Source organism: Nocardia sp. NPDC001965, assembly GCF_053594175.1.
In genome coordinates, this window is sequence record NZ_JBSFDZ010000061.1 from 1 (window position 1) to 24,864 (window position 24,864).

At 68.0% G+C, this 24,864-nt stretch carries 13 protein-coding genes; 6 read left to right on the forward strand and 7 right to left on the reverse strand.

Annotation, left to right across the window (positions count from 1 at the left end; all coding sequences use genetic code 11):
* Positions 1-138: 138 nt before the first annotated feature.
* Entirely contained in the window at positions 139-14,964 is a 14,826-nt protein-coding gene (locus ACWCPQ_RS33730) for an MFS transporter (protein ID WP_449906799.1), read from the forward strand.
* Positions 14,965-15,066: 102 nt separating this feature from the next.
* Here ACWCPQ_RS33730 and ACWCPQ_RS33735 read toward each other — a convergent pair whose 3' ends face one another.
* The 5 genes from ACWCPQ_RS33735 to ACWCPQ_RS33755 all read right to left on the reverse strand — a co-directional run bounded on the left by ACWCPQ_RS33735 (position 15,067) and on the right by ACWCPQ_RS33755 (position 19,178).
* Positions 15,067-15,327 (reverse strand): hypothetical protein, encoded by a 261-nt coding sequence (locus ACWCPQ_RS33735; RefSeq protein WP_449906802.1) that lies wholly within the window; start codon positions 15,325-15,327, stop codon positions 15,067-15,069.
* Between the two features lie 147 nt (positions 15,328-15,474).
* Positions 15,475-15,822, reverse strand: coding sequence for a hypothetical protein (locus tag ACWCPQ_RS33740; protein ID WP_449906805.1), 348 nt, complete (start codon positions 15,820-15,822; stop codon positions 15,475-15,477).
* A gap of 125 nt (positions 15,823-15,947) precedes the next feature.
* A complete protein-coding gene (locus ACWCPQ_RS33745; protein WP_449906808.1) occupies positions 15,948-17,507 on the reverse strand; it encodes a hypothetical protein in 1,560 nt (519 codons plus the stop codon).
* A 100-nt stretch (positions 17,508-17,607) separates the two neighbouring features.
* On the reverse strand, positions 17,608-18,180 hold the full coding sequence (locus ACWCPQ_RS33750; RefSeq protein WP_449906811.1) for a hypothetical protein: 573 nt from the start codon (positions 18,178-18,180) through the stop codon (positions 17,608-17,610).
* Between the two features lie 176 nt (positions 18,181-18,356).
* On the reverse strand, positions 18,357-19,178 hold the full coding sequence (locus ACWCPQ_RS33755; protein WP_449906813.1) for a helix-turn-helix domain-containing protein: 822 nt from the start codon (positions 19,176-19,178) through the stop codon (positions 18,357-18,359).
* 68 nt (positions 19,179-19,246) lie between these two features.
* On the opposite strand from ACWCPQ_RS33755, the gene ACWCPQ_RS33760 reads away from it, so the two are divergent.
* Positions 19,247-20,191, forward strand: coding sequence for an LLM class flavin-dependent oxidoreductase (locus ACWCPQ_RS33760; RefSeq protein ID WP_449906815.1), 945 nt, complete (start codon positions 19,247-19,249; stop codon positions 20,189-20,191).
* A 536-nt stretch (positions 20,192-20,727) separates the two neighbouring features.
* A complete protein-coding gene (locus ACWCPQ_RS33765) occupies positions 20,728-21,045 on the forward strand; it encodes a DUF222 domain-containing protein (protein ID WP_449906818.1) in 318 nt (105 codons plus the stop codon).
* A gap of 305 nt (positions 21,046-21,350) precedes the next feature.
* Here the strand turns inward: ACWCPQ_RS33765 and ACWCPQ_RS33770 are convergent, their stop codons facing one another.
* Together ACWCPQ_RS33770 and ACWCPQ_RS33775 are read right to left on the reverse strand one after the other, a co-directional pair.
* Positions 21,351-21,827, reverse strand: coding sequence for a DUF5994 family protein (locus ACWCPQ_RS33770; protein WP_449906821.1), 477 nt, complete (start codon positions 21,825-21,827; stop codon positions 21,351-21,353).
* A gap of 25 nt (positions 21,828-21,852) precedes the next feature.
* The gene (locus ACWCPQ_RS33775; protein ID WP_449906824.1) at positions 21,853-22,419 is read right to left on the reverse strand and encodes a DUF5994 family protein; all 567 of its coding nucleotides are present in this window, start codon (positions 22,417-22,419) and stop codon (positions 21,853-21,855) included.
* Between the two features lie 272 nt (positions 22,420-22,691).
* Here ACWCPQ_RS33775 and ACWCPQ_RS33780 point away from each other — a divergent pair, with 272 nt between their 5' ends.
* The 3 genes from ACWCPQ_RS33780 to ACWCPQ_RS33790 all read left to right on the forward strand — a co-directional run bounded on the left by ACWCPQ_RS33780 (position 22,692) and on the right by ACWCPQ_RS33790 (position 24,717).
* Positions 22,692-23,078 carry a hypothetical protein gene (locus ACWCPQ_RS33780; RefSeq protein ID WP_449906827.1) on the forward strand — a complete coding sequence of 129 codons (387 nt, stop codon included), beginning with the start codon at positions 22,692-22,694 and terminating at the stop codon, positions 23,076-23,078.
* A 92-nt stretch (positions 23,079-23,170) separates the two neighbouring features.
* A complete protein-coding gene (locus tag ACWCPQ_RS33785; RefSeq protein ID WP_449906829.1) occupies positions 23,171-24,076 on the forward strand; it encodes a phosphatidylinositol mannoside acyltransferase in 906 nt (301 codons plus the stop codon).
* 164 nt (positions 24,077-24,240) lie between these two features.
* Positions 24,241-24,717 carry a DUF5994 family protein gene (locus tag ACWCPQ_RS33790; RefSeq protein ID WP_449906832.1) on the forward strand — a complete coding sequence of 159 codons (477 nt, stop codon included), beginning with the start codon at positions 24,241-24,243 and terminating at the stop codon, positions 24,715-24,717.
* Positions 24,718-24,864: the final 147 nt, after the last annotated feature.

Here is a 24,864-nt window from a genome sequence, read left to right on the forward strand (position 1 = left end):
AGCTTTCTGCAGGCACCGTCGCGCGGCCGGCAGCCGAGCACCGAACAACTCGACGCACTCGAACAACTCACCCGCACCGTACACGCGCAGCACCGCCCCGACGGATCTGCCGAAACCGGAGTACAGGTTTCGAATGCGATGCGCTCGTCCGCGGCGAGCGCCGGCGTCCCGACTGTCAGCGCCGTCTCCGATCCGGCCGGCACCACCACGCCCGAACTTTCGGTGACCGCGGATTCGGCAGTCCGCGCCGCCGGTTCGGCGGTGGCTGCCGCCGGGCCGGTGTCGAGTCGAGCCGAGGATATCGCCGCCGCGCCGGGGACGATCGGCGCAGCGGCGGCTCCGGTCGCGGTGCCGAAAGCGGATCCGAACGTCGCTCGAGATCTCCGGGCCCTGCGGCGGGGAGTTGTGGCCGCCTACAAGAACCTCGTAGGCGCCACGGACGCCGATCCCGTGGTCGCCGCGCTCGCCGCGTCCCCGCTCGAGTTGTTCGGGCGGTTCGTCGATCAGCTGTATCCCAGTCAGCGAAAGGCCCTTGTTCTCCGGTTCCGGCAGGGACTGACGGAGGACCAAGTCGTCTATGTGCACAACGCCCGGGCCACTACGGAGTCGCACTGGACCGCCACCACCGTCGGTGCCCTCGCCGCCGGTGGGCTACGCCGCCTGGCGCATACGATCGCCGCGGAGCAGGGTATCCCGGGAACCGGTCCCGCCCTCGCGACCACCGAACTCGCGGTGCTCGAAGCGACCGCGCAGGGCCTGTCCCGCGCGGTGATCGCCCGGCGCCTGAACCTGCCACAGCGCACCCTGGCCGCGATAACCAGGCAGACCGCCCTGAAACTGGGTGTCGCCAATCGGGCAGCGTCGGTCGCCGAAGCGGTCCGTCGCGGGGCACTCGATCCCGCCCTGTTCGCGGCACCGGAAAGACCAGCGGCAGTGCGTCTTTCCGAGCGCGAATCCGCCGTGCTTGTACTCACTGCCAAGGGCCGGACACCCGCGGCTGTCGCGGCCGCACTGTCTGTTCCACCGGCCTACGTGCACACCGTGCTCGGCGATATCGGCCGGGTGCTCGGTACCCGTATCCCCGCCGCGATGGTGGCGGCCGGGATACGAGCGGGGGTGCTCGAGGTCGACGGGACCCGATGGTCGCAGTGGGATCGGACCGATGGTGGGACAGCAGCGGACGAACCACATTCGAGCCGGTCCACGGTGACCGCGGACGGTGCCCTCGGCGCGCCGGCACCCGTCGACCCCGCCGTGCTCGGCGCGTCCGCTGTCGCTTCCCTCGATCGGGCCGGTGCGGGCGCCGAATCGGCTGCGCAGGCGCCGAACCGACGGTACGGGCGGGACGACATCGGGCGAATCGTGGCGATGCTGGGCTGGGATCCGGCCCGGGGTACCCCGCCGACCCAGCTCGCGCGGCTGGCACACGCGATCCATTTCCGTGCGGTGGCGGTCGCCGACGATGATCGCCGGCCGGTGCCGGCCGGGCGGTCCGTCGCCGACCGGCTGTTCGAGGTAGCCCAGAACACGCTGCTCGAATGCCTCGACTCCGTATCGGTTCAGGACCGCCGGACGATCGGTGCCGCGATCAACGGATTGCACCGCGGCGCCGACCCGACCGAGGAGCAACTCGCCGCGATCCAGCACTTTGCGACTGCCGTGCAACGGCGATCCCGCCCCGGCGGATCCGAAGATCGGGCCGACCCCGGCGGGAAGGTCACGGTTCCGTCGGCGCCGAAGCCATTCGTGGGGGTGGACAGTGCCTATGCCGAGCCGGGCGTAGCCGCACCGGTGGGCGGCTTCGACCCCGCGCTGGTCACCGCGGTAGACCCCCGCGCACCCATCGGCTCGCACACCGTCATCGGCCGGGGTGGTTCGGGTGATCGGAAGACCGGCGTCGTGGCATCGCCGCCCACGGGGGACGGGCGAACGAATCCGGTCGACCAGGTGCCGTCCGAGGCCGTGGCGCATATCGTGCGCCTGGTCGGCGGCCTCGCGCCCGCAGCCGACACGGCACCGGAACGCATCCTCGCTGCCCTGCTGGGGCTCACCGCGGAACAGGCCGCCGGAATACTGCTTCGGGTGAACTCCGCGCTCGCGGATCCGTCCGAGGTATCCGCGGAACCGGCGGAGCAACCGGGTCTGCGCACGGGAAACCTTCAGCTGTCGCCGACCCAGGTCGAGATTCTGCGTTTGCTCGCCGAGGATCTGTCCGGCGGCACCGACCGCACGACCGCGGTGCCGCCCGCTACTCTCCGCGCCTTCCGGCGCCATATCGCGGATCTGCCGGGCGCTGCCCTGGGGCGGCAGGAGATCGAAGTCCTGCAGCTGTTCATGCAGGGCCACTCCGTCGAGTCCGCGGCCGCGGCCCTGCATCTTCCGCCGGATATCGTCCGTGGATGTTTCGCCGCCGCGGAGCACGGACTCCGCAGCAGTGGAGTGATTCCCACCGTCCTGGCCGCACTGCGTGCCGGGGTACTCGACAGCGACGACACACCGTACGCGGCCGTCGAACTCTCCGAGATCGAAGTGCGGGCGCTTCGGGCCGTGGCGGCGGGCACGACCGATGAGGTGATCGGGGCCGAACTGGGCTTGGGGACGCGGCGCAGGCGCCGCCTCATGGCCGAGTTGTTCGACAAATTCGGCGTCGCCGGCAAACTGGGGCTGGCGCTGGCAGCCCATCGGCAACGGCTTCTCGAGGAGGCCGAACCGCGTCCCGGACCGGAGCGGGAACCGCGCGAGGCCGAGAAATCGCCCTCGGACACCGAAGCCTCTGCCACCTCCACCGGCACCGACACCGCCGACAGCGCTGCTCCCGACCTGTCCACCGGCGAAGAAGCGCGGCCCTCGGATACCACCCGGCCGGTCCCGCATCCCGAGGGCTACGACTCTCTCGGCGACTGGCTGGAATCGGTGCGGCTGCACCGCGAACTGGCCAGGTCCCAAGTCGCGGAACGGATGCAGGTGCGGCCGGAACGGGTGCGCGCGGCCGAGACGGGCACCAAACCGCGCCTCGTCTACCTGCGCCTGTTCCGGGACGCCTTGAACATTCCGAACGAGATTCTGGTGGCCGCCCTCGAGAAGTTCTACTCCCGCCCGGACATCAGAGTACGAAACCGGGCCGAGGAGGAATTGTTCTGGGCGTTGATCGCGACCGTGCCGGGCTCCGACGAGGAAAGCGAGATACGCAATCAGATATTCAGCCGGTACGCGTGGATGCCGAAGGTGGCGCTGCGCGGCTGGGTCAAACTCGGCCGCGATGAGCGCAACGACAGGATAAGCACGGTTGCGGAAAAAATTCTCCGAGCCACCGGCAATTTCGTTCCACCGGGTTGTTTCGGGCCGGTCGCATGGTCGCATGCGCGCTACGCCGTCAGCAGGGCCCATCACCAGAGCAGATATCCACTCGCCAACCAGGAAGAACTCAACAAGATCCTCCGGATAATCGCGTATACCAATCGGATATCGCGACGCACCGGAAACGAGCCCGCAGATGCGGAAATCGCTGCCGCTCTCGGAATGACGGTCGAAGATCTGGCCTATATCCGCGGCCTGATGGAAGCGCGGGTTCTGGAGTCGGATCCACGGATCGCGAACCTGCCCGACGACAAGCCCCGCGGATCCGATCGCTCGACGATCACCGACCGGCTGATGAAGAACGCGCTGCAAAGGGCACTGGCCGCTTTCCCTGATCCCGACGAGGCCGCCGAGATCGTCGAACTCCACTTCATCGACGGACTGACGCCGCGCCAGGTCAGCGAACACCTCTCGATCACTGTCCGGGCTGTCGAAGAGCTGATTCCGCGGATTCGAGAGGCGTTGCACGCCGACCTTCCCGACCCTGATGCAGAGGACGACCAATCGGCCGATGATGCCCCCGCCGCGCGGCATCCGGGAACGGTCACCCCGAAGACACCTTCGATAGAGCGACTCACCGCCGAACTCGTGGCCGATGCCGCCCGGGTCGGGTGGCTCAAGGCCGTGACCGACACTCTCCGAAGGGCGATACTCGGCGGGACTCTGACGCCCGGCACGGCGCTGCCTACGGCCCGCGATTTCGCGGCTCGATTCGGTCTTGCCGAGGGGCAGATCGGCAGCGCATATCGGAAGCTGGCCGCCGAGGGCTACGTAGTGAGCAAACGGGGCACCGGAACCACGGTGACGGCACGCGACCAGTGGCCCGCAGCTGCGAGCCCGAACAGCGGCCGCCCCATTCCCGCCGCGAACCTGTTGTCCGTACTCGCATCCTCGACCTCACCGAAGATGCTTGCGGACAGCGGATCTCGTCGAGGCTGGCAGGCGACGATGGTGTCCGGGCTGCGCGGCGCCATTCGGTCCGGTCGATTGCCGGAAGGACAATTGCTCCCCCCCGCAACGGAACTGGCGCAGCAGCTGGGCCTTTCGTCGGGAACCTCGGTCGGCAAGGCATACCGACAGCTGGCAGCCGAAGGTTATGTCGTCACCCGGCACGGAGTGGGAACCCTGGTGGCGAGTCGCGGTAGCCGACCGACCGCCGTGAACGGTCTTCTGGACCGGGTGGCCGCTACGGAGCCCGGGCGCACTACCTCGCGGAAAGAGTATTTCGCCGCCGCGCTGCCCGAATCTCCCGCGCGGAACGAAGCCACCGAGTCGGAGCGGCAGGTGAAGCAGGCGATCGCGGCGGATATCTTCCTCAGCTACGGCATCGAAGTGCTCGGGCTGGAGAAGCTCTCGATCGAGATGGCGATGTCGGTCCGGCGAGCCGTGCGCGACGAGATGCTGGAGGCCGACGCCGTCCGCCCCGACGCGCTCGTGGTCGTGCCGCTGAGTGATGACACGGTTGCCGCCGCCGGGCCGATTTTCGACACTATGGAGAAATTCGTACTGCTGAACGAGACGTTCTTCGGAAATCCCGAATACCTTCGCGTGGAATTCGAGCGAAGCCATGAGTCGGGCCGGCTGAATGCGCCGACCGGCGACCCCGCCTACGACCTCCTCCGGCACGAGCTGGCCCATTTGCGGGCTCCGCGGGAGGTGGTGCGGGAGGACGGCAATCCTCAGTACCGGGAGTCGGCGAAGCAACGGAAAGCGGGAACGCTGAGCCCGCATGCTCGCTTCGACAGGCGCCACGATTACAGCACCTGGATGGAAGCGCGGGCCTTCGGTTTCCTGTACGAGCAGTTCGTGGGCTTCAAACGCGCCGGAGCCCTGCCGGTGGATGCATCGTTCGACGACTGGATCGACCAGCTCGACGGTTACAGCAGGCACCTGATACCGACGCGTGCGGAGGACGCGCAGTTCCGCCCGGACGGACAGCCGGGAGTGGCCGAACCGGCGCTCGGGGATCGCCCGGTCTTCAATCCGCGCGAGGCCCTTGCCGAAGCCGATCTCGCGTTCGGTGACAGCGCCCCCGCCGATTTCACGCATCCGGTCTACGCGCTGCAGGCGCTCCTGCGGGGAATCCCGCTGGCGCAGGTGTGGCGGGAGGTGTCGGAACGCACCGAACGTGCCGAGCGCGGTGATCCGGTGCCCACGCCCTCCGGGTTCCAGCCGAGTGCGGCGCCGGCGGGCGTCTCGGCGCGGTCGGCACAGATCTGGCGGGAATCGAGTTCCGATGAACAGTCGGAGGACGGCGCGGAGGACTGGTTGCTGACGCGCGTGGGCCGCGACGGCCGGCAGCACGCCGCCCTCGACGAACTGGCTCGACTCGTGGAGCGGCAGCGTGCGGAGCGGTACGGCACCACCCCCGGCAGCCACGAGACAGCGGGCGCCGAATCACTGCCCGGATTCGTGGAGTGGGAGCATCCGCCCAGCGGCGAACTGGGGCAGTGGACGCACCACATCTCGTTGTTGGCCGGCCTGCGTGCCGAACTCCTGCAGGATATCCGGCAGGCGTTGGTGCAGCCCGAGGGTCTCGCCGAGCTTCTCGATCTCGGCGACTGGGCCGCGGCCGGGGCAAGCCCGGCATACCTGGACGTGGGCGAACTGAACGACCGGATCCTGTACGCACAATCCCGCCCGGACATCGACAGCGAGACCGCGGACAGTCTGCACGCCCTGCTGGACCGGCTGGATGCGATCGAACAGCAGTGCGAGAGTCTCGACACCGAGTTGACGATCGCGCGCACCAGCGCCGAACAGGTAGCAGTCCGCGAGGTCGCCGCTGCCCGCGGCGGTCTGCGGTTGGGCTGGTGCGCCCGGATCGTCGACGGTGCCCGGGTGGAAGTGTTCGAAGGTTCCGGCCGGTACTCAGCGTTACCCGGTGCGCTGTACGACAGCCTGCGGGAGCAGGGCGCCCCGACGGTGACCCGGCAGGTGCGCGTGGATCCGACCGGCCGGGTGCTGGTCGAGCAGCTTCCGGAGCCGGTGCGCACCTCTGTCGAGCGCCGCCAGGACCGACTGTGGGAGTTGTGCGCTTCGGTCGACGCGGATACCGGGACCTCGAGCCGGCTGCCGCAGCTTCCACCCGAATGGGATGCGCGGATCGCCGCCGTCCAGGCCCGGCTCGCTCGGACGGCTGCGGTCCGGGCGCGGCTGTTTCCGGCGCAGGTCGATCCGCAGCGGATCACCGCGGCCGACGAGTCGCGGCAGCGGAAACTCCTCGCACGTATGGAGTTGCTCACCGAGCGGCTGAGCGCTTTCCGGCAGGAGGCGGAGGCCGAGCGCCTCACCGCGCTAGTGTTCTCCGGTGCCGACGTGCCCGCCGCGGCCGCCGTGACTTCGCCGATCGCGGCGGCCACGAACTCGGCCCGGGCGACTCTTCGTGCCGATATCGGAGCAGAGCACGCGGTCGAGGTAGCGCGGGCCCCGGAGCTGTTGGAGTTGCTGCGAAACCTGCTCGTGCCCCGGGTCATGGCTGATGCCGATGATCTGCGGTGGAATGCGCGGCCGCGCCCGGAAGCGATCACCGCGATCACCGAGCTGACCGAAGCGCTGGAAGACATCAACCGGCACCAGAGCGAACTCTCGCCGCCGCAGGGCGAACCGGATACGGGCACCAGCGCGGAACTGCCGGCTCCCATCGCCGATATCGAGTACCCGGTTCGAGCCCCCGTCGCACCGGGCTTCTACAACCCGGTCGCTGTCCGGGGAGCCGCGACCGCCACGATCCGGCGGCCGACGGTCGCCGGCGGACTGTTCATCGGACAGGACGGCAAACCGTACACCACCAACGGCGAAGAGTACTTTCTGATCGGCGCCGACCCGGACGATATCCGGACGGTGAACTACGGCGAAGTCCGCGAGGCCATGCGATTGCTGTTCGCACCGCATGCGGTGCTGCTCGGTACCTACGCGGATCTTGCCGACGGGCCGATCATCTGGGGTTACTGGCGGATCACCGACGGCGTACTGCAGCGCTCGGCATTCACCAGCGAAACGCTGCTCGACGGTGAGGGCGATCTCGACATATTGCTGAAACACGGTGCGTACTATCGGCATTGGTTGCGGGCGCGCCGTATCGACCCGTCGGGGATAGAGATCGCGGCCGGGACGTTGCAGGGCCGGATGTGGCGTCCGTGGGTGGACGGGCCGGTGCCGTCGGTCCGTGAACTGTTCGAGCAGGGCGGGTCGCGTGCCAGGGCTGTTTTCGCCGCCTGCGGCGACGGGTTCTGGGTGAGTGTCGGTTCGGTGGCCGAGAGTCCCGGCCACCTGTCCGTCCCGTTGACGATCAACCTGTTGCGCGGCGGTGCGGCGACGTTCACGTGGGAGTTCGCCCGAACCGACGACGTGTACACGGCACGGATCTCGGCTCCGACCCCCGCTGCGGGCCCACACATCGCCGAACTCGCCGAAGCATTCGCCACCCTGCACACCTGTGTCACCGCACCGTGGCTGGCCGCCGCCGAGATCACCGTCGAGACTCCGGAAGGGGGCGGCCTGTGGAACGTGAGCGATCCGAACCGGACGAACAGTCCCGGTCCGCCGAAGGCATCGGGGGGACCGAGCGGGAAACTGCTCGCCGAGGTGTCGAGCCACGACCGCCGTAGGTCTGCGTCCCAGTTGCCGGCTGCCAACGCACTCGATATCCGGCCGAACAGGCCCGGTCCGGTACTGCATCGTGTCCAGGAGTCTCAACTGGCCGCGTATCTCTCCCAGCAGCCGGAGGCCAGGGCGGCGGCGGTGGCGGTGCTGGACCGGCTGTGGGCAGTGATCGACTTCCTGTTCGACGATCTACCCGGGCAGGATCGGGACGAGCGCATCCGCGCGGTTTTCGGCGCCGTCGAACGGCCGCGGTGGGGTGGCATGGTGCTCCGGTCGGTGCCGATGGATGAGCTCCGGCGCGACGGGAATCTCCGCGAGCTGATGTCCGCCGTGCTCAATGCGATGATCCGCAATGCCGAACTGGGCGATATCGCGGTGGGTGTGACGCTGGATCAAGGTATCGCCCGATTGCTGAACAATCCGAGCGAGGAATGGCGGCGGCGCCGGGCAGCCCGAATCGGGTTGGATGTCGAGGCGCTGGAGGCGGTTCGCGCGAGAATACTCGGCAACGAGCAGCACAGTGGACCGATCACCTGGAAAGATCTCAGCGACGTCGAGTACGTCCGGACACACGACGCCGGCGCCGAGGCGGCCTTCGCGGAATACATGCAGCGCCAGGAAGCTTTTCCGGCACGCATCGAGGACGAGCCGCGACACAACCCGACCTCGGCCGATTACGCCGAGCTGGGGATGCCGCTCTCGGTGCGCGAATTCGCGGCGCTGCCGGAGCGGAAGGTCCTGCGGGTCAGAAGAGCGAGCCTCGAGAGCACAGCGCCACGGCTGGCGGACGGACGCGTCGATATCGCCGCATACACCGCAGTGCTGAAAGAGCGCGACAGCTCGGTGGAACACGTCCGGCCGAGCTACGCGTTCGACCTGTACGGGCGGCGGGTGCGCGACCAGGACGGGAATTGCCACGTCCGATCGCTCAAGGTCTACCACCACGAGGGGTACGTCGATGCCGAGCAGGCGGCCGGGCTCGACCATTCCGAGCGGGTGGTCGAGCTGCCCTGGCGGCCCGGCTTCGTCTACGCCGATCCCGCACACGACAGCGACTATCTACGCACACTCGTCGAGCAGCGGATTCCGTCGAATGCGGGTATTTCCGGTACGGCCGCGCGCCTGCTCGTCCGGTTCCGCTGGCTGCGCCCGCCCGGTGTCTCCGAACACGACTTCATCGCCGCGATGATCGCCTTCATGCTCCCCTATCACCACACGCTGTACGAGTTCGTGCGTGGTCTGGAGATGCTCGGGGTGCATCTGGGAGACGACCTGGTGTCGATGTACCGCACCGTGCTCGCGCAGTTCGGGCCCGCCGCGGGCGGACCCACCCTTCCTCCGGCCGTACGCCGCACGACAGAGAATCCGTGGAAGAGCAAGGTTCCGAAGGGTACAGCCGATACGGGCAGTGCCGCGGAGAGTGCGGTGACGCCGTGGTCGGCAGGGCAGCGCGACGAGGGTATCGCCGCGGAGAGTGCGGTGACGCCGTGGTCGGCGGGGCAGCGCGACGCCGGCAGTCCCCGGGTCACCGAACCCTCCACGGCGACGGATCCGGCGACTCGCGCGTCTGCCGCGCCTGCACTGCGGCGCAGCGGTACGACACGTACCGGCGATGAGCAAACCGACTCCGGTACTGGCGTCGAAGTTCCGGAGCATGTGCGGTTGTGCCTGGTACAGACAGTCCGTGCGGCGTGGGCGGTCGGTTACGACGATGCGGATATCCCTGCCGACGATGCCGAGACCTGGAAGGATCTGGCGGACAGTCTGCATGCTGTCCCGACGCGGGTCGCGGTGCCGGAGGGGTCCGATCCCCGGACCGCTGTCGCTGGGATTCTCGACCTGCTCGAAGACCCGGGCAACGGTGTCGAGGCGGTGGCCTTCGTCATCGACACCGGTACGGAGGCGCACAGCTTTCTCGCGACTTCCGAGGGCCGGGGTAGAACCTCGATCTTCGATACAACTGTCCGTGCTCCGCGTGCCGAATCCGTTGACGGACAACCTGTCCGACGTATGCCTCGTGTCCGCGATCGGGAGACCTGGGAGCGGGACTTCCCCGAGATCTTCCCCGTTGTCGAGGACCTCTTCACGCTCGATTTCGTCGAGAACGCCACCGGTGGGCTGCGGCCTGCACCCGATACCGGTCGGGACGGGCCCACCGAAGAGCAGCGCGGACACCTGATCCACGGCGAGCCGGACAATACTCCGGAGCCGGCCGAGGAGCCGATGACGACACGAAAACTGTTCGTCGTCAACAAGCCCTACATCCATCTGCTGCTGGGGACTCCGGCTCTGCCGGGCGGCGAGGTCGGGAACAGACTGGGAAGTGTCGCCGCGTCTTTCGCTACGCCGTATGCGTTGCTGAGCGCCGGCCAGTCGCCGTCGGCTGCGGCTCTGGCAGGTGTCGCGACCCATCTTCCGAGCTTCCTCCAACCGCACGTCGGCCGTGTCGTCGATCGTTACGATCGGCGCAAGGTCATGCTCTACGCGCAATCGGTCGGCGCGGTGGCCGCGGCAACCGCCACCGGGCTCGTATTCTTCGGCGCGCCGCACCTCGCGGTGGGGCTCGGCGCCGCATCGGCGATCGAGGCCACGGCAGCCGCCTACTATTTCAGTTCCTTCCAGGCAGTCCGCGGGGATTTCCTCACCCCGGCCCAGCGGGTCGTGGGGAACGAACTGCAAAGTGTCACCGGGTCCGCGGCGCAGGCGACCGGTCAGGCGCTGGGCACCGGCCTGGTCGGGTTGGCTCCCGCGGCACCCTTCGGTTTGAATTTCCTCTCCTACCTGACGAATTTCCAGAACGTCCGGAGACTGTCCTTCCCACCCCAGAATTTCGGTCCGCCGCGCAATCTGATCCGCGATATCGGCGACGGCGCGCGGGCGCTGTGGCGGCAGCCGTTCATCCGGGATGCCACCGTTATCTCGATGTTCAGCAATGCCGCGTGGACCATGATGGGTTTCCGGACCGCGACGGTGCTGGAAGCCTCCGATCTGCCGGGCTTGGCGATCGGCGCCGTGGTCGCCGCTCCGGCTGTCGGCGGCATGATGAGCGGCGTCCTGTCGAGGATGACCCGCGATATCGATACCCTCACCTTCTACCGCTGGGCGATCACTGCCAAAGCCGGGTTCTACGCTGTGCAGGCCGGGACCCACGAACCCGCGCTGATAGCGGCTGTCACCTTCGTGGATTCGATGTTCACCTGGGCGATGAACAGCCGGATGTCCAGCGCTGTCCAGGAGTCGTTCCCCACCCAGATCCGCGGTCGGGTGGGGGGCGTGCGGGGTCTGTTCCTGGGAGTCGGACCGGCGGCCGGAATGATCGCGGCCAGCGCGCTGGTGGGCGGTGCCGCGGCGGGCGTGCACAGCGGCGACGCCGTGGCCACACTCGCGGCCACCATCACCGCGACCACCGCCGCCGGTTACAGCGTGGTGTTGTTCGTTCGGAAAGGGCGGGTGTTCTTCCGGATCATCGGCCGTGGCCGTAGCTTGTTCGGGCGGCGGGAGCGCCCTGCCGAGGTCGCCGCCGCCCCTGGATCGTCGCAGGCTCCCGCTGCGGAGGTCATCGAGAACTGCGCGATCCAGATCGCCCGTGTGCATCGCGCTCTCGGTGACGACAACGCGCCCCAGCCCGTCGATACCGACCCGCGCTGGAATGCGGCCGACAACTGGCGGATCACCGAGGAGACTCTCGGCGCTCAACTCCGTCCGATGAAAACGAGGGGCGCCGATCCGGTCGCCACGGCGGTCGAGATCATCCGCGATCACAAAAACGGTATCGATCGGGCTGCTGTCGCGGTCGACGGTCACATCCATTACATCGTCGCCGTCGAAGGTCACGGTGAGGGTGAAGACCAGATCCTGATCTTCGACACCCTCGTCGACGATACCGAGGGCACGATCCGTGTCCGTAATGCCGACGGTGACGAGTCCGGCGACCACAGGTGGGAGCCTTCCTACACCTCCTACAAGAGGGCGTTCGCTGCCTATTTCACCACCACCGAAGGCATACCCGCCCCCGCTCGCCGCTCGCCGGCCGGGTTCCTCCCTCGCCGGCATCCCGTCCGGCTCCTCGGCCGCCCAGCCGACGCCGGACCATCTCCCGAAGGGATCCGGGAACTGGTCGAACAGCACGTCCGAGCGGGGAATCCGGAACGGGCAGTGCACCTGATCCGAGAACAGTACGGAGCGAAGATCTATGCGTGGGTGCTGGCCAACATCGATGATGCGCAGGCGGCGCGGACGATCACCGACGACGCGTGCGCCAAGGCCGTCCGCCGCTTCGACCAGATTCGAACTCTCGGGGTCGAGGAGTGGGTCGTCCGCAACGCCCGGAACCTCATCACGGAACATCGCAGGTTCGTGCTGTTCCGCCGGCGAATCCTGGACATCTATCTCGCCGACGCGGAGGCCGATCCGGAGGGCGGGGTCGCCCGGGCGCTCGCGGCGGCGGACAGCAAGCGGATACAGGACTGTCTCGGCCCGGCTCTCACCGCCGACCAGCGCCGGAAGGTGGTTGCGCTGTGGTCGGCCGCACCGGACGGAACTACGCCGGCCGATCGTGTCGAGGCCGAGGATCCCGTGCTGTGGGGGGCCGTCCAGAGGTTGGCGCCGGCAATCGCGGGCGAAATCATCGGGGCCGATGTGGCCGCTGCACGCCCGGCCCGGACCACGGAACCTGCAGGAACCGGGACAGACCCGAGTGCCGAGACATTGGCGATACCCGAGCTTGGGCTCGAGATACTCCGGCTCGCGGCGGGAGGGATGCTCCCCGGCGAGATCGCTGTGGCACTGGGTATATCCGGTGAGACAGTGGACGAACACCTGGCACACGCAGCCGATGAACTCGATGCCGAGGGTCTCGCGGACACGGTGGATGCGGCCAGGCGGGCACATCTGATCAGTGATGACACCTCGGCGCCAACACTCCCCGCAGCGACAGTGCCCGCGGTACCGGCCGACCGGCGGACCCAGCTCCTCGAGCTGATCGCGGACGGCAGGACGAACCGGGAGATCGCGGAGCTCCTCGGTCTCACGCTGGGCACTGTCAACGTGTACTTGCACCGCTTGGAGAACGAATTCGGCACCCACACTCGTGCACAACTCACGGCAGCGGCCGTCCGGGCCCGGATCATCGATGAGCGGGAGACCTCTCCCGAGGGCCCGGCGAACCCACTCGGCGAACTCGACCAGGTCGAACGCGACCTTGTCGCGATGACCGCGAACGGCCTGACGAACCGGGCGATCGCCGAAGTGCTCGGTATCCATGAAGTCAGCGTGGGCCGTTACTACCGCAGGATCCGCGAGAAGCTGGGTATCGAGAGCCGGACGACACTGGTCGCGATGGCCGCCCGGTATGTCGGCACCGGCTCGACCCCCGACGGTGCCGGGCTGTCCGATCGCGAGAAACGACTGCTCGGGCTCGTCGCCGCCGGCGTACCGAACGCCGGCATCGCGAAAGCGCTGGGATTGCACACCGTACCCGCGCTGCGGGCGCGCATCGCCGTGAAATCGGGTGTCCGGACTCTGCCCGACATGCTCGAGATGGGCCGCCGTCTCGCACAGCCGATCCGCTCCGGTTACGACACGATGCCACTGCCGTCGATTCCGCTCGAATCCGCCGAGGATATCGAACTCGTGTGGCCGGAGGTGGATTCCCGTGGCCGGTTCATCGATACCGATGAACAGCCCTACCACACGAAGGGCATCGTCAACGGCGACCCGTTCTTCCTGCTCACGGACGGAAGATTCGTCACCGCCGATGCGACGCACGAGTATCTGCTCAGCGCGCTGCTCGCAGCGGGAGTGCCCCTCGACGCGATCAGCGGATTCGGGACATGGCAGATAAGTGGGCGACTGCGGAGTCTGGATGCATTCAGTCAGGGGTTCGAGGAGTGGAACGGGGATCCGATGAACCCCGCGCAGATCCTCGACGCACTGGAGCACAGCGGTGCCGATCTCAGTGTGTGTGCTTTCGACGCCCAGTTCGGCTTCGAGCATCAGGGCCTGATGTGGCGGAACGCGGCGGCGGAAATGCCCGTCGAGAAAATACTCGACCATTCCGGCGACGCCTACCAGCTGCTGTCCGGCTACTCGTCGGCCGACGACGGCGCGGGTAATCGCTTCGCCCTCTGGACCGACCTGGTCGGCTGGGAATCGTCTGCCGCGGGTGTGTCGATCACCATCCGCGTCAACGCCGCTCGGAGCGAACCCGCCGAGGCCACGATCACCCTGCGGTCCGCCGGCGATGCCGCCACCGCGCAGATCACCGCGCTGCGGCTGGGCCGGGATCGGACGCGGGCCGCGGCAGCGTGGGCGGTCGTGCACGGCGAACTGACCCGCTGGCTGGCCGAGTCGGATGCGAGTTGGGCACCGGGCAGTGAAACAGCCCCCACCACGGATATCTCCGACCACCGGGTACCGGCGCGCCCCGATACGACACAGCGGTCCGAGCTGATCGTCCGCGCCGAACCGGAAGGTCCGTACAGCGCGCAGGTGGTACCGGAGGCCGCCACCTGGCTGGCCGCGCAACTGCGCGACTGGCCCGCCGGACAGGTCGATCGCGCCTGCGCGGAACTCACGGCCCTGGTGGCCGACGCGGTCGAGAACCGCCGCGGCAGGGTTCATCTGGTCGCGGAGACAGCCGGTGACAGCCTGCGCGTCACCTTGCTCGACACCCACGCCGCCGCAATGCCCCGTAACGCTCGTGATGGTATTCCGACCAGGTCGGGTCTCGCCGTTCTTCCTGGGCCCGTCGCCGCGGCCGACGAGTCGTCACCGATCCGCTCCGGCGTCGAATTGTTCAAACGCCACGCGGACGGCTGGCACCAGGCTGTGTGGTGGGAACTCCGCAGATCCCGCACGGACCGGGGCGAGGACCCCGCCACCGGCGCGCTCGTCGACCTCCACGAGAACGAATCCGAGGATCCCGGCGCGCCGACCCCGCGCGACGGCGAGATCACCGGCCCGCCCCGATCCGGCGGATCCCCACGCCAGAGCGATGCCTAGCCCAGGCTGACCGAACTACAGGCGGAGGCACTCCGGGCGCTGACCGATACCGTGCACCCGGACGGATCCGACCGTGCACACCGGCTGTGGTTGTTGCCGGACTCACGGCCCGGGCACGCGGGTGCGCAGGTGGCCGTCCGGCGCGCCGTCGTCACCGACGATGGCGATCCGCTCGCGAGCGTCGGCGATCTGCTCCACGTCGTCTCGAGGACGGATGATGCCGCCGGAAGCGCCACTGGCGTACCAGGCCTCGAATCCGCTACGAAGGCGCTGATTTCGTCGTTCACGAGGAGATCTCGGGTAGTCCTCTGACGGTCGCCGAGCCGGATTGCTCGGCCTGCCCGCGCTGTCGGAAATATTCATCCCGAAACCGGCTGGGGCGACGGATCCGCCGGTCCGGTTGCGCGGCACCGTGTCTCTTGCCGACCTGGTGCGGACGCCGGACGGCACAGTGGCGAGGTCGGGTCCGCCGCGCTCCGATCCCGTGCGTGGCCGGGTGAACTCGCGTCCTCAGCTCTGTTCCCACGCGGCGACCGGTAGCGACAGATAGACACCGAAATCGTCCAGCCCGGTCGCCTGCTCGATATCCGCGTGCAGCCGCTCGACCCGATCCTGCCGGTTGTCCGCTCGGTCGGCGAACCATTTCGACCGCACCTCGATCACCACGCTCAGCCCGCTGCGGTCGAACGGGCCCAACTCCCGGAACCGGATCTCGACATCCCCGGGCCGCAGATCCGAGTCGTACGGTTCCTCCCGGCAGGCGACCGCCAGCGACACCAGATGAGGAAGCTGCCGGGCGAGTTCCCGGAGAACCGACTCGGAGACATGGGACGCATAGGTCACCTCGATCAACGGCACATCCGGAGTGTATCGACCCGCCGCTCGACAACGGTTCGGCAACGATGCCCGCCGGGCGCCCGGTGGGGTCGAAGGTGGGGGACAGCGAATTGCCGGGCCACCGTACGGGTCGAATGCCGAGCGGCTCAGACGTCGCGCAGGATCGGTCTGCCTTCACGTAGCCAGTTCGCCGCGGTGTTCTCGTCCAGTACGCCGTCCGCGAGCACACCGCCCACGAACACCTCGTTCCCGCGCGCGGGCGGGAACGAGGTGTCGCCGTACACGTCGCCGATGCGGAACGCGTCGATATCGGCGTCCGGCAGCGGGAAGTACAGCGAATAGGCCAGCACCTGGGCACGGATCTCCCGGGCCCACAGAGTCCCGCCGTCGTCGCCGTGATCGCACATCACCACGGTCGCGACCTCCAGGGCGCCGCCGATCGACGCGGCGATGCCGTAGCGGAACATCGCCGCGTGGGCCCAGACATCGCCCCGTACCACCAGTAGGCTGCCGTAGCCGTCACCGCCGGCGGTCGCGTCGAGCGTGCCGTCGACGATCAGGTCACCACGGATCGCGACCGCGTATCCCGACTCGTCGTGGTCGTCGAGCAGTACCGCGGTGTCGGGAACGCGGACGTCGCCGTCGTAGAAGCGGACGGTGTCGAACGGGCAGTCCGGCCAGGCGATATCGGGTAGCCGCCGTTCGGCTTCGTCGAGCGGAATCGACTCCCAGGCGTCGACGGCGAGCGCGGGACGATCGTCACGACCGACCGTGCGTATCCGCGGCGGACCGAAATCCTGGCGCGGCGAGCGGAACACCGCGCTCGGCGCCGAGTCACCGGAACCGTCGAAGTACAGCGCGCCACGCAACCGGTACGGCGGGCCCTGCTGGGTCCAACCGGCATACAGGTGGCCGTCCGCCCAGGGCAGAATGCCGGTGAGGCGGTACGGCGGCACCGCGGCCGCAAGCGCCCGCAGGGTCCCGTCGCGGCCGAGCACGCCGACGAAACCGTCCGCGCCGGTGACCAGGAAGCCGTCGCGCCGCGGATCGTGGCGCAGGCGTTCGAGGTCGAGGGCGGGAACATCGCACGGCACCGGTGCTGCGCCGGGTGCGGCGAGATAGAGCTGGCCCGCGTCGCCGGTCACCGCGAGGCTGCCGTCGGGCGCGAAGGCGGCGTCGGTCAGCGGCGCGCGCCCCGTGAACTGCGTATCGACGGTGCCGTCGGCGAACCGCCGCAACAGCGTGTGGCCGGCGACGAACACCAGTTCGCCGCCGGGCGCGACGACCGCGCGAACGATACGTTCCGAGGTGAACTGCGGCTGGGCGCGAAGTTCACCCGTATGCGGGTCGAGGGTGGCGGCGAAACCGTCGTCCCCGGTGACCCAGATGAGCTCGCCGACCCGGGTCAGCGAGTACAGGCAACCGTCGCAGCGCGTCTCGATACGGTGGAGGTCCGCGCCGGTGCCGATCCCGAGATAGCCGTGTTCACCGGCGACGACGACCGTCCGATCGTCGATCGGCAACACTGCCCGCAGGCCGTTCGCGTCGACCGGCCACAGGCGCCAGCCGTCGGCGTCGAACCGCGACAGCGCGCTCTCCCCACGACCACCGCCGGCCGCCCAGAGCACGCTGCCGTGACTCGCGAGCGCCAGCGGCCCCGGGACGCTGCCGAGTACCGGGTCTCCATCCTTCAGGAACGCATCCACGACCGATCAACCTACCGGCCGGCCCATTTCCCGAATAACCTTTCGGCACAGAATATCCGGGAGACGCCGTGGGTTCGGTTCCTGCGGCGACGTCACCACGTCACCGCGCCCACCGGGTGTGCTCGCCGTCGGCGATGATCAGCACGGTGACGCTGTCGAGGAAGGCAGTGTTCCGCAGATGAGAATGTTCTATCGGGGACCGCGCGCCGATCCGGATATCGGGTCGTGAGTCGTCGCTGAATGTCCTCCCCGGGCCGGCGGTGCGCGGTAGGTGACCGAAGGTCACGCCGATCACCACCGGGTCGCCGTCGATAGGCTCACCGGAATGTCCGATGACCACGACGGGAATCAACCGCATCCGCCCGACGGCCGGAGTCGTCCGAGCGACTGGGATCGACTGCGCGCCGACCTCGTTCTGGGGCAGCGATTGTCCGGAACCGTCGCTCGGGTCCCACGGCCGGGCGCGATCGGCATCTTCGTAGACCTCGGGCTTCCCGTCGGTGGGTTCGTCGACGTTCTGCTGCTTCCCTACGACATCGGCAGCTGGCCCGCCGAGGGGACCGTCGCAGACTTCCTCGTCTGGTGGATGGATTCGAAGAATGCCCAGATACGCTTGGTTCCCGCCGAATCCCGCTTCCGTCGTGAGGATTTCGCCGCTTGGTGCCTCACCCATGCCCCCACCGGCGACCCCGAGGTTCTCGAATCTTTCCGGTTCGACTCGTGAGCACTCGGGTTCGAGTGCCGGCGGCACGGCGAGACGTCGACCGACGAGGCTTCGGACGACGGAGACCGGGATGGCGGGCTGGATTCAGGTCAGGCTGCCATGGGGGTGACTTCTCCGGTTCGACTTCAGGAAAAGGCGCTGTCGGTCGCACGGCCGGACTGCTCACGATCGGCTGATCGCTCCGGTTTTCGCTCGAGTGCTTTCGCGGTGCGGGAATCAGCGGGCAGGAATGTCTCCAGCCGCAGTTCGGAGATCGTGACGTGCACGGCAGTGGCGAAGGTGGTGATCGCGGTGATCAGGCTCAGCTCGCCCAGGCTGGAACTGAGCCGAAGGGGGACGGCGAAACCGAAATGATCCGAACCGACCGAAGGCGGATGCGGCAGATAACCTTCCAGTTCGGCCAGCATCGCCCGGTGCTGTTCGTGCGGGGCGCGGGCGTTGTCCTGCCTCGGCCGCTCGAGTACGTGTTGCGCCCAATCGTCGAAGTTCAGGATCCGCGGTGCCATACCGCGTGGATGCAACGCCAGGCGTAGCACGTTCACCGGTGGTTCCAGCAGTTCCGGTGCGACGCCCTCGGTGAGTACATCGAGTCCGTCGTTGGCCGCCACCAGCACGCCGAACCGGTCCACCACGATCGCCGGGTACGGGCTGTGCCCGTCGAGCAGCCGCCGCAGACCGTCCATCACCGGTCGCAGCGCCGGATCGTCCAGGTCGGTTTCGGGGTAGCTCGGCGCGTAGCCGGCCGACAGCAGCAGTGCGTTTCGTTCCCGCAGCGGCAGTTGCAGTGATTCCGCGACCCGCACCACCATGGCGCGCCCCGGCATGGACCGGCCGCTTTCCATGAAGCTCACGTGCCGCTGCGTGGTGCCGGCCCGCAATGCCAGTTCGAGCTGCGACAGCCGCCGCCGCGTCCGCCATTCCTTCAGTGCCGCCCCGAAACCGTTCATGAAGGCGAGCGAAGCATATTCCCTCCAGGGAATTGAGTACCTGCCCTTGCTCGGCGACGGTTGATCACATGAGATACGGACTTCTCCTCCCCGCGGGTCAGGCCCAACTCGACGCGGGTGGCTCGACGCAGGCCCTGGTCGAGATCGCGGTGGAAGCCGAACGGCTCGGATTCGACTCCGTCTGGGCCGGCGACTCCCTCGTCCGCGCCAGGATCGAACCGCTCACCTTGCTGACCGCGGTCGCGCAGGAGACCGAACACATCACGCTCGGTACGGCCGTGCTGATGCCCGCCTACCGGCATCCGGTGCACGCGGCGGTGACGCTGAGCTCACTCGACCTGCTGTCGGAAGGCCGCCTCGTGGTCGGCGTCGGTGCCGGTTTCCCCGGCTTCAGCGAAAAGGAACTCGAACTCGTCGGGGTGGATTTCCGGACGCGCTTCTCCCGGCTCGACGATACGGTCGCGCTGTGGCGTGAGCTGTGGACCGGCCACCCGCAGTCGTTCCACGGCAAGATCCTCCACTACGACTGGTTGCCCGAGGTGCCCGAGCCCGCACAGCCCGGCGGCCCGCCGATCTGGCTCGGCGGGATCACCCCGGCCGCGCTGCGTCGCACCGCGCGACTGTACGACGGCTGGCTGCCCTACCCGCCCGACCCGGCGGACTACGCGACCGCACTGGCCACGATCGGTGACACCGCGACACGACCGGTCACTCCGGCCCTGTTCGCGACCCTGTTCGTGGACGACGACGCGCAGCGGGGTGCGAAGGCACTGGACGATTACTGCCGGGCCACCTACCGGATGCCGTTGGAGTCCGTCGCGCAGATCCAGGTGATGATGACCGGTCCGGATGTTCCCGCTCAGCTCGGACGGTTCGTCGAGGCCGGGGCGCGGCACATCCTGTTGCGAATCGGTGCGGTCGATCCCGCCACCTTCGCCGAGCAACTGGTCAGGATCGCGGAAATTCTTCCGGTGCTTCCGCGCGGGCCGGTATTCGAGGCGGCTGCGGAGTGAACAACAGCGGAGTTCGAACCCGCGAGACCTGACGGAACCGCGTGGAGGGAACTCACTCGCATTCGATAGCGCGCTGTGTGGAGCGGAACCAGGTGATCGTCAGCCCGGGTAGTCCGACCGATCAGCAGCACGAGAACGAGATCGGCCCCGCTCACAGTTCGACCACCGGCCACCGATACCCGCGCGGATAGTGGAATATCGAGGTGACCAGTGCGGCCAGGTCGGTGACGAGAACAAGGAGCTGGTCGCCCTGAACGAGGCCAGGGGGAACCGCTTCGTAGCAGAGGAGATTGCACCCGGTTTTGACTGCGGGGTCGAATTCACTCTTCGCGGCCGTAAAGGGTGCTTGCACTGGAAGCGCGTCTTATTGATCTGATGGTGTTCGGCCAGGGCAAAGGTAAGCCGTTCTGCGATCCTGTGTTGCACAGATGGGCGGTCGGGCTCCTGGCAGTGTGTTTGCGGCTGCCTGGACACGGCATATCCCGACGCGCGCATTTGTCGAACATATGTTCTAAAAATGGGGTAGGGTCGGCGAGGTGAACACACATTCGACTGCCCTGGCACCGCGTGCGTCGGCGCGGAGATGGTCGGAACTGGCCGATGTCGACTTGCTGCGCACTCTCGTCGAAACCGAGCGCCACCGGAGGCGACTGGGCGCGGCCATGGTCGCCGCGGTCGCCGAAGCCGAGCGCCGTGGTCTCGCCGCCGATACCGGCTACCGCGATACGGCGGAACTGTTGAGTGATCTGCTGCGGATCAGTACCTCCGAGGCGCGCCGGCGAATCGAATGCGCCGCTCCGCGGGCTCGATCGCGTTCCAGAAAACCGTGGCGGGCGTTGGCGGCGGTGAGCTGAGCCCGGGGCGTAGCCGGACGAAGCTGCCGGCCGAAACGACGGCCGTGCTCATCGAGGCAGGCCGATTCGGGTGCCACTATGGGAGGCCGGTCGGGTACGGCCGACTGAATTCGGCAGCGACCCGAGGTTTTCGCGCGGTCGGTTGGAAATCGAAGCCGACTACCAACTGTAGGTCGGCCCGGAGGTGATCATGAGATACCCGAACTGCTGAGTGGAGGTCAGGGGTTCGAAGTCCGCTGGTTCCCCAAGAGCGTTGGACAGTATTTCCCGCTACTTCCGTCTGGGGGAGGCGCCTGTGCACCGGGTCATGAGTGAGGCCGGTCTGTAGTGGCGCTGACGGCGTTGCGCATCTGCGCGCCGGCGAGGTCGGCGTTCGTTGCGGGGTCGATCACCAGCAAGCGGAGGCGTTCGTGGGGGCCGAAGGCATACATCACGTGAGGTGGCTGGTCTGGGAGCGGCCCGGTGACCTGTATTCCATCGGGGGCGTCGATGCGGCGTTGGGACAGGCTGAGCGAATTCCAGTCGAAGCCGATGCGGGCGGTCGCGCCCAGCCGTGGAGTGAGGGCGGTGACCAGGTCGTGCAGTTCGCTGGTGAGATTGTCGGTCCTGGGCCACCAGACACCGTCGACGCCGCCGGATTCCTCGTCTCGGTCGCGCAGCAGCAGCCGCGGTGTGCGAGTCGGTGTATCGAACGGTTGCCCCCCACCGGCAGCGGCCGGGAATCGCCCCGGGCCGCGGTCCGCGGCAGCGTCGTTGCTGTTCTGTGGCGGGTTGTTTGTCATATCCGGCTCCGGTAAGGGTCGGGGTTCACGGGATGGAACTGTGCCGGTTTGCCGGGTTGACCTGTGCGAGGTGTCCGCCTTCGTCGTCCCAGCGGTGCAACGCGGCCTTCCGGTTGCGTTCGAGACGGTGCCGGGTGTCGGCGGCCACGAGTTCGTCGGCGGTGAGTTCGTTGTCCGGCCGGGATGCGGCCGATAGCAATGCCCGTGCAGTGTCGGTAGCGGTGGCCGCCGGGATGACCAGGAGGACGAGGCGGGTGCGGTCGAGACCCAGGACACAGAGTGTGTGGGCGGGCAGGTGCCGATATCCGTCCAGGCGAACCGACTGCCCGCCGAGCATTGTGTGCTGCGGAGCCGGCTGCCAGGTGTCCAGGTTGTACATGATGCGGTCGACGCTTCCGGCTCTGTTGCCCAGTAGCGTCTGCAGATCTGCTATTTCGGCGACCAAGTTGTCCGTGTGGGGCCACCAGGCCCCGCCGACCGTCCCGGTGCGGGAGCGGCGCGGTATCGGTAACCCGCGTGATATGGGCGGCCTGTCACGAAGGGAAAACCGTGCAGGTCGGCCCAGCAGGATCGGCTCGTGTGGTGGCGTCATTACGACGCTCCTGACCGGGCCCGCGTGGCGGACCCTGTGCCTCGGCCAGACGACGACCAGGCCCGGTCGCCTCGTACGTTGGTCGCCTGGTATTTCCTATCCTACCTGCGTCCGCGCGGCGGACACCGGGCCGATAGCGCCCCTGCACCCGCGCCGACGTCCGGAGCGTCGCAGGAAACCCCTCCGTGGTTGTCGACCCGTCGGGCCTGGACACCGTGTATGAACCGGCGTTGACTGGGTGAGGTACGCGCTACTCCGGGCCGGGAGGCGTCATGATCATCATATTCGGGCTCGTCGTTCTGCTCGCCGCGGTGATCATCGCGGTGGCCGGGGTGCTCGGCAACGCGGGGAGCGCTCATACGCTCACCGACAACTTTTCCGTGTTCGGATACCACGTCACCGGATCGACCGGAACATTGTTCCTCTACGGCATCATCGTCGGCGCGGTGGCCGTGGCCGGGCTCGGCGTGCTGCTCGCCGGCGCACGGCGGACCTCACGCCGCGGCCGTCTCGCCCGCCGTGAACTGAAGCGAACCCGCGAGACCACCGCAGGGCCGGACGATATCCGCACTGTTCCGACAACTGCCCCCAGCCCGCGCACATGGCGGCACCCGTTCGGAGGCCATCGGGTCACCGGCACGACTACCGCCCCACGCTGAACAGGACACGCGCCCTTGCGAACACCCGTCGATGCCTGCGTACCGACGCCTGCGGTAACGAGAACTGTGATGTCGTCGGCCGGTGGCGACCGTTGACCATAAGAGAGCGAGCCTGGGATCTCGGGTACGCGGCCGGCTGGCAGTTGATCCGCGCCTTGCCGCAGCGGGCGGCGATGCGACTGTTCGAGACCGCCGCCGACCACGCGGCCCGCGACGGTGGTCCGGTCCAGTTGCGGCGCAACCTGGCCCGGGTACTCTCCGCCACCCCGGAGCAGGTGCCCGACGAACTCGTGCGCGCCAGCTTGCGCTCCTACGCACGCTACTGGTGTGAAGCGTTCCGGCTGCCGTCGATGGATGCGGTCCGGCTGGCCGAGACCATCGACTCGGCGGCCACCGGGCTCGAACACATCCACGACGCGGTGGAACGCGGCCGCGGGGCTGTACTGGCGCTACCGCACAGCGGCAACTGGGACTTGGCGGGAGTGTGGCTGGTCCAGCGGGTCGGCACACCGACCGTCGTCGCCGAGCGGCTGCAACCGGACTCGCTGTTCCGCCGGTTCGTCCGGTTTCGGGAAAGCCTGGGTTTCGAGATCGTCCCGCTCACCGGAGGCACGGCGCCACCGTTCGAGCAACTTACCGCGCGGCTACGGCAGGGGCGAATGGTCGGGCTGCTCGGTGAACGCGATTTGACCGGTGGGGGCGTGCCGGTCACGTTCTTCGGTGAACCGGCCTGCATGCCGGCCGGCCCGGCGCGGCTGGCGATCGACACCGGGGCACCCCTGCTGCCGGTGCACTGCTGGTTCACCCCCGACGGCTGGGGTTTCGATGTCGGTGCGCCGATCGACACCACCGGTGGTGTGCAACCCACGACTCAGGCCCTGGCCGACCGGTTCGCCGCCGGTATCGCCGCGCACCCGGCCGATTGGCACATGCTGCAACCGGTGTGGACCATCGACCACCGCACTCGTGAGCAAAAGCGCAACAACCCACACCACTGATGCACACTCCCGAACCGGACCGGTTGCGCTGTTACCGCCGGGCGGGCCGCCCATGGGGCGTAGGCTCGACAGTAACCGGCGGCATTGCGTGCGCTGACCAGCCGAGGTTGCGTCGTCACCGGATCTGACAATCCGGCCCCACCAGGCCATGACGGGAGCGTCTCATGACGCCGTCACCGATATCCACACCTTCTTCACCACCACGGGCACCTGTCCCGGCCTCCCGATTGCATCTCCATCCGAACCCGGGCGACTACATCGACGCCACCTGGTGGCCACGAACGAATAACCTCGCCACCGAGCTTCCCGACTTGATCACCGCACTCCAGCTACGGACAGGGCCGATATCGCACGTGGTCTACGATCCGACCGCCTGGCTCCCCACCGGCCGGCACCTGCTCATCGGTGACCGCGCCGTACGACTCGACCCGTACCCGTTCGAGCTGTTCGACACCATGTACGCATACGGAGCCGGCAGCATGATCGTGTTGCAGGTCGTCCACCCGAGCACCGAAGCCGAGCCGGCGCCCACAGTGACCGGCGGGCCCACCCGCATTCCGTCACCGCACACGGCGAACCAGAACAACAAACCGCGACCTATCACCAACCACGCCGCCATGGGCGCCTCCGCGGATCGGTAACCCTTCGTCGACGCGTACCTGATACGGGCTCGGAGCGAAAATTTCACGGACGGGGACTGTGGATTTAACGGTGTTTCCGGCCTGATTCGCTGACCGGATGGTCAGCGGGAAGGTGCCGTGATGACGACACTTGATGCCGTGGCGAAG

Bases quoted from the DNA above. Each gene is read 5' to 3' on its own strand.
- ACWCPQ_RS33775 (WP_449906824.1), bottom strand. From the start codon at position 22,419: ATGACGCCACCACACGAGCCGATCCTGCTGGGCCGACCTGCACGGTTT.
- ACWCPQ_RS33730 (WP_449906799.1), top strand. From the start codon at position 139: ATGCGCTCGTCCGCGGCGAGCGCCGGCGTCCCGACTGTCAGCGCCGTC.
- ACWCPQ_RS33760 (WP_449906815.1), top strand. From the start codon at position 19,247: ATGAGATACGGACTTCTCCTCCCCGCGGGTCAGGCCCAACTCGACGCG.
- ACWCPQ_RS33770 (WP_449906821.1), bottom strand. From the start codon at position 21,827: ATGACAAACAACCCGCCACAGAACAGCAACGACGCTGCCGCGGACCGC.
- ACWCPQ_RS33735 (WP_449906802.1), bottom strand. From the start codon at position 15,327: ATGAATATTTCCGACAGCGCGGGCAGGCCGAGCAATCCGGCTCGGCGA.
- ACWCPQ_RS33790 (WP_449906832.1), top strand. From the start codon at position 24,241: ATGACGCCGTCACCGATATCCACACCTTCTTCACCACCACGGGCACCT.
- ACWCPQ_RS33750 (WP_449906811.1), bottom strand. From the start codon at position 18,180: ATGGGTGAGGCACCAAGCGGCGAAATCCTCACGACGGAAGCGGGATTC.
- ACWCPQ_RS33755 (WP_449906813.1), bottom strand. From the start codon at position 19,178: ATGAACGGTTTCGGGGCGGCACTGAAGGAATGGCGGACGCGGCGGCGG.
- ACWCPQ_RS33780 (WP_449906827.1), top strand. From the start codon at position 22,692: ATGATCATCATATTCGGGCTCGTCGTTCTGCTCGCCGCGGTGATCATC.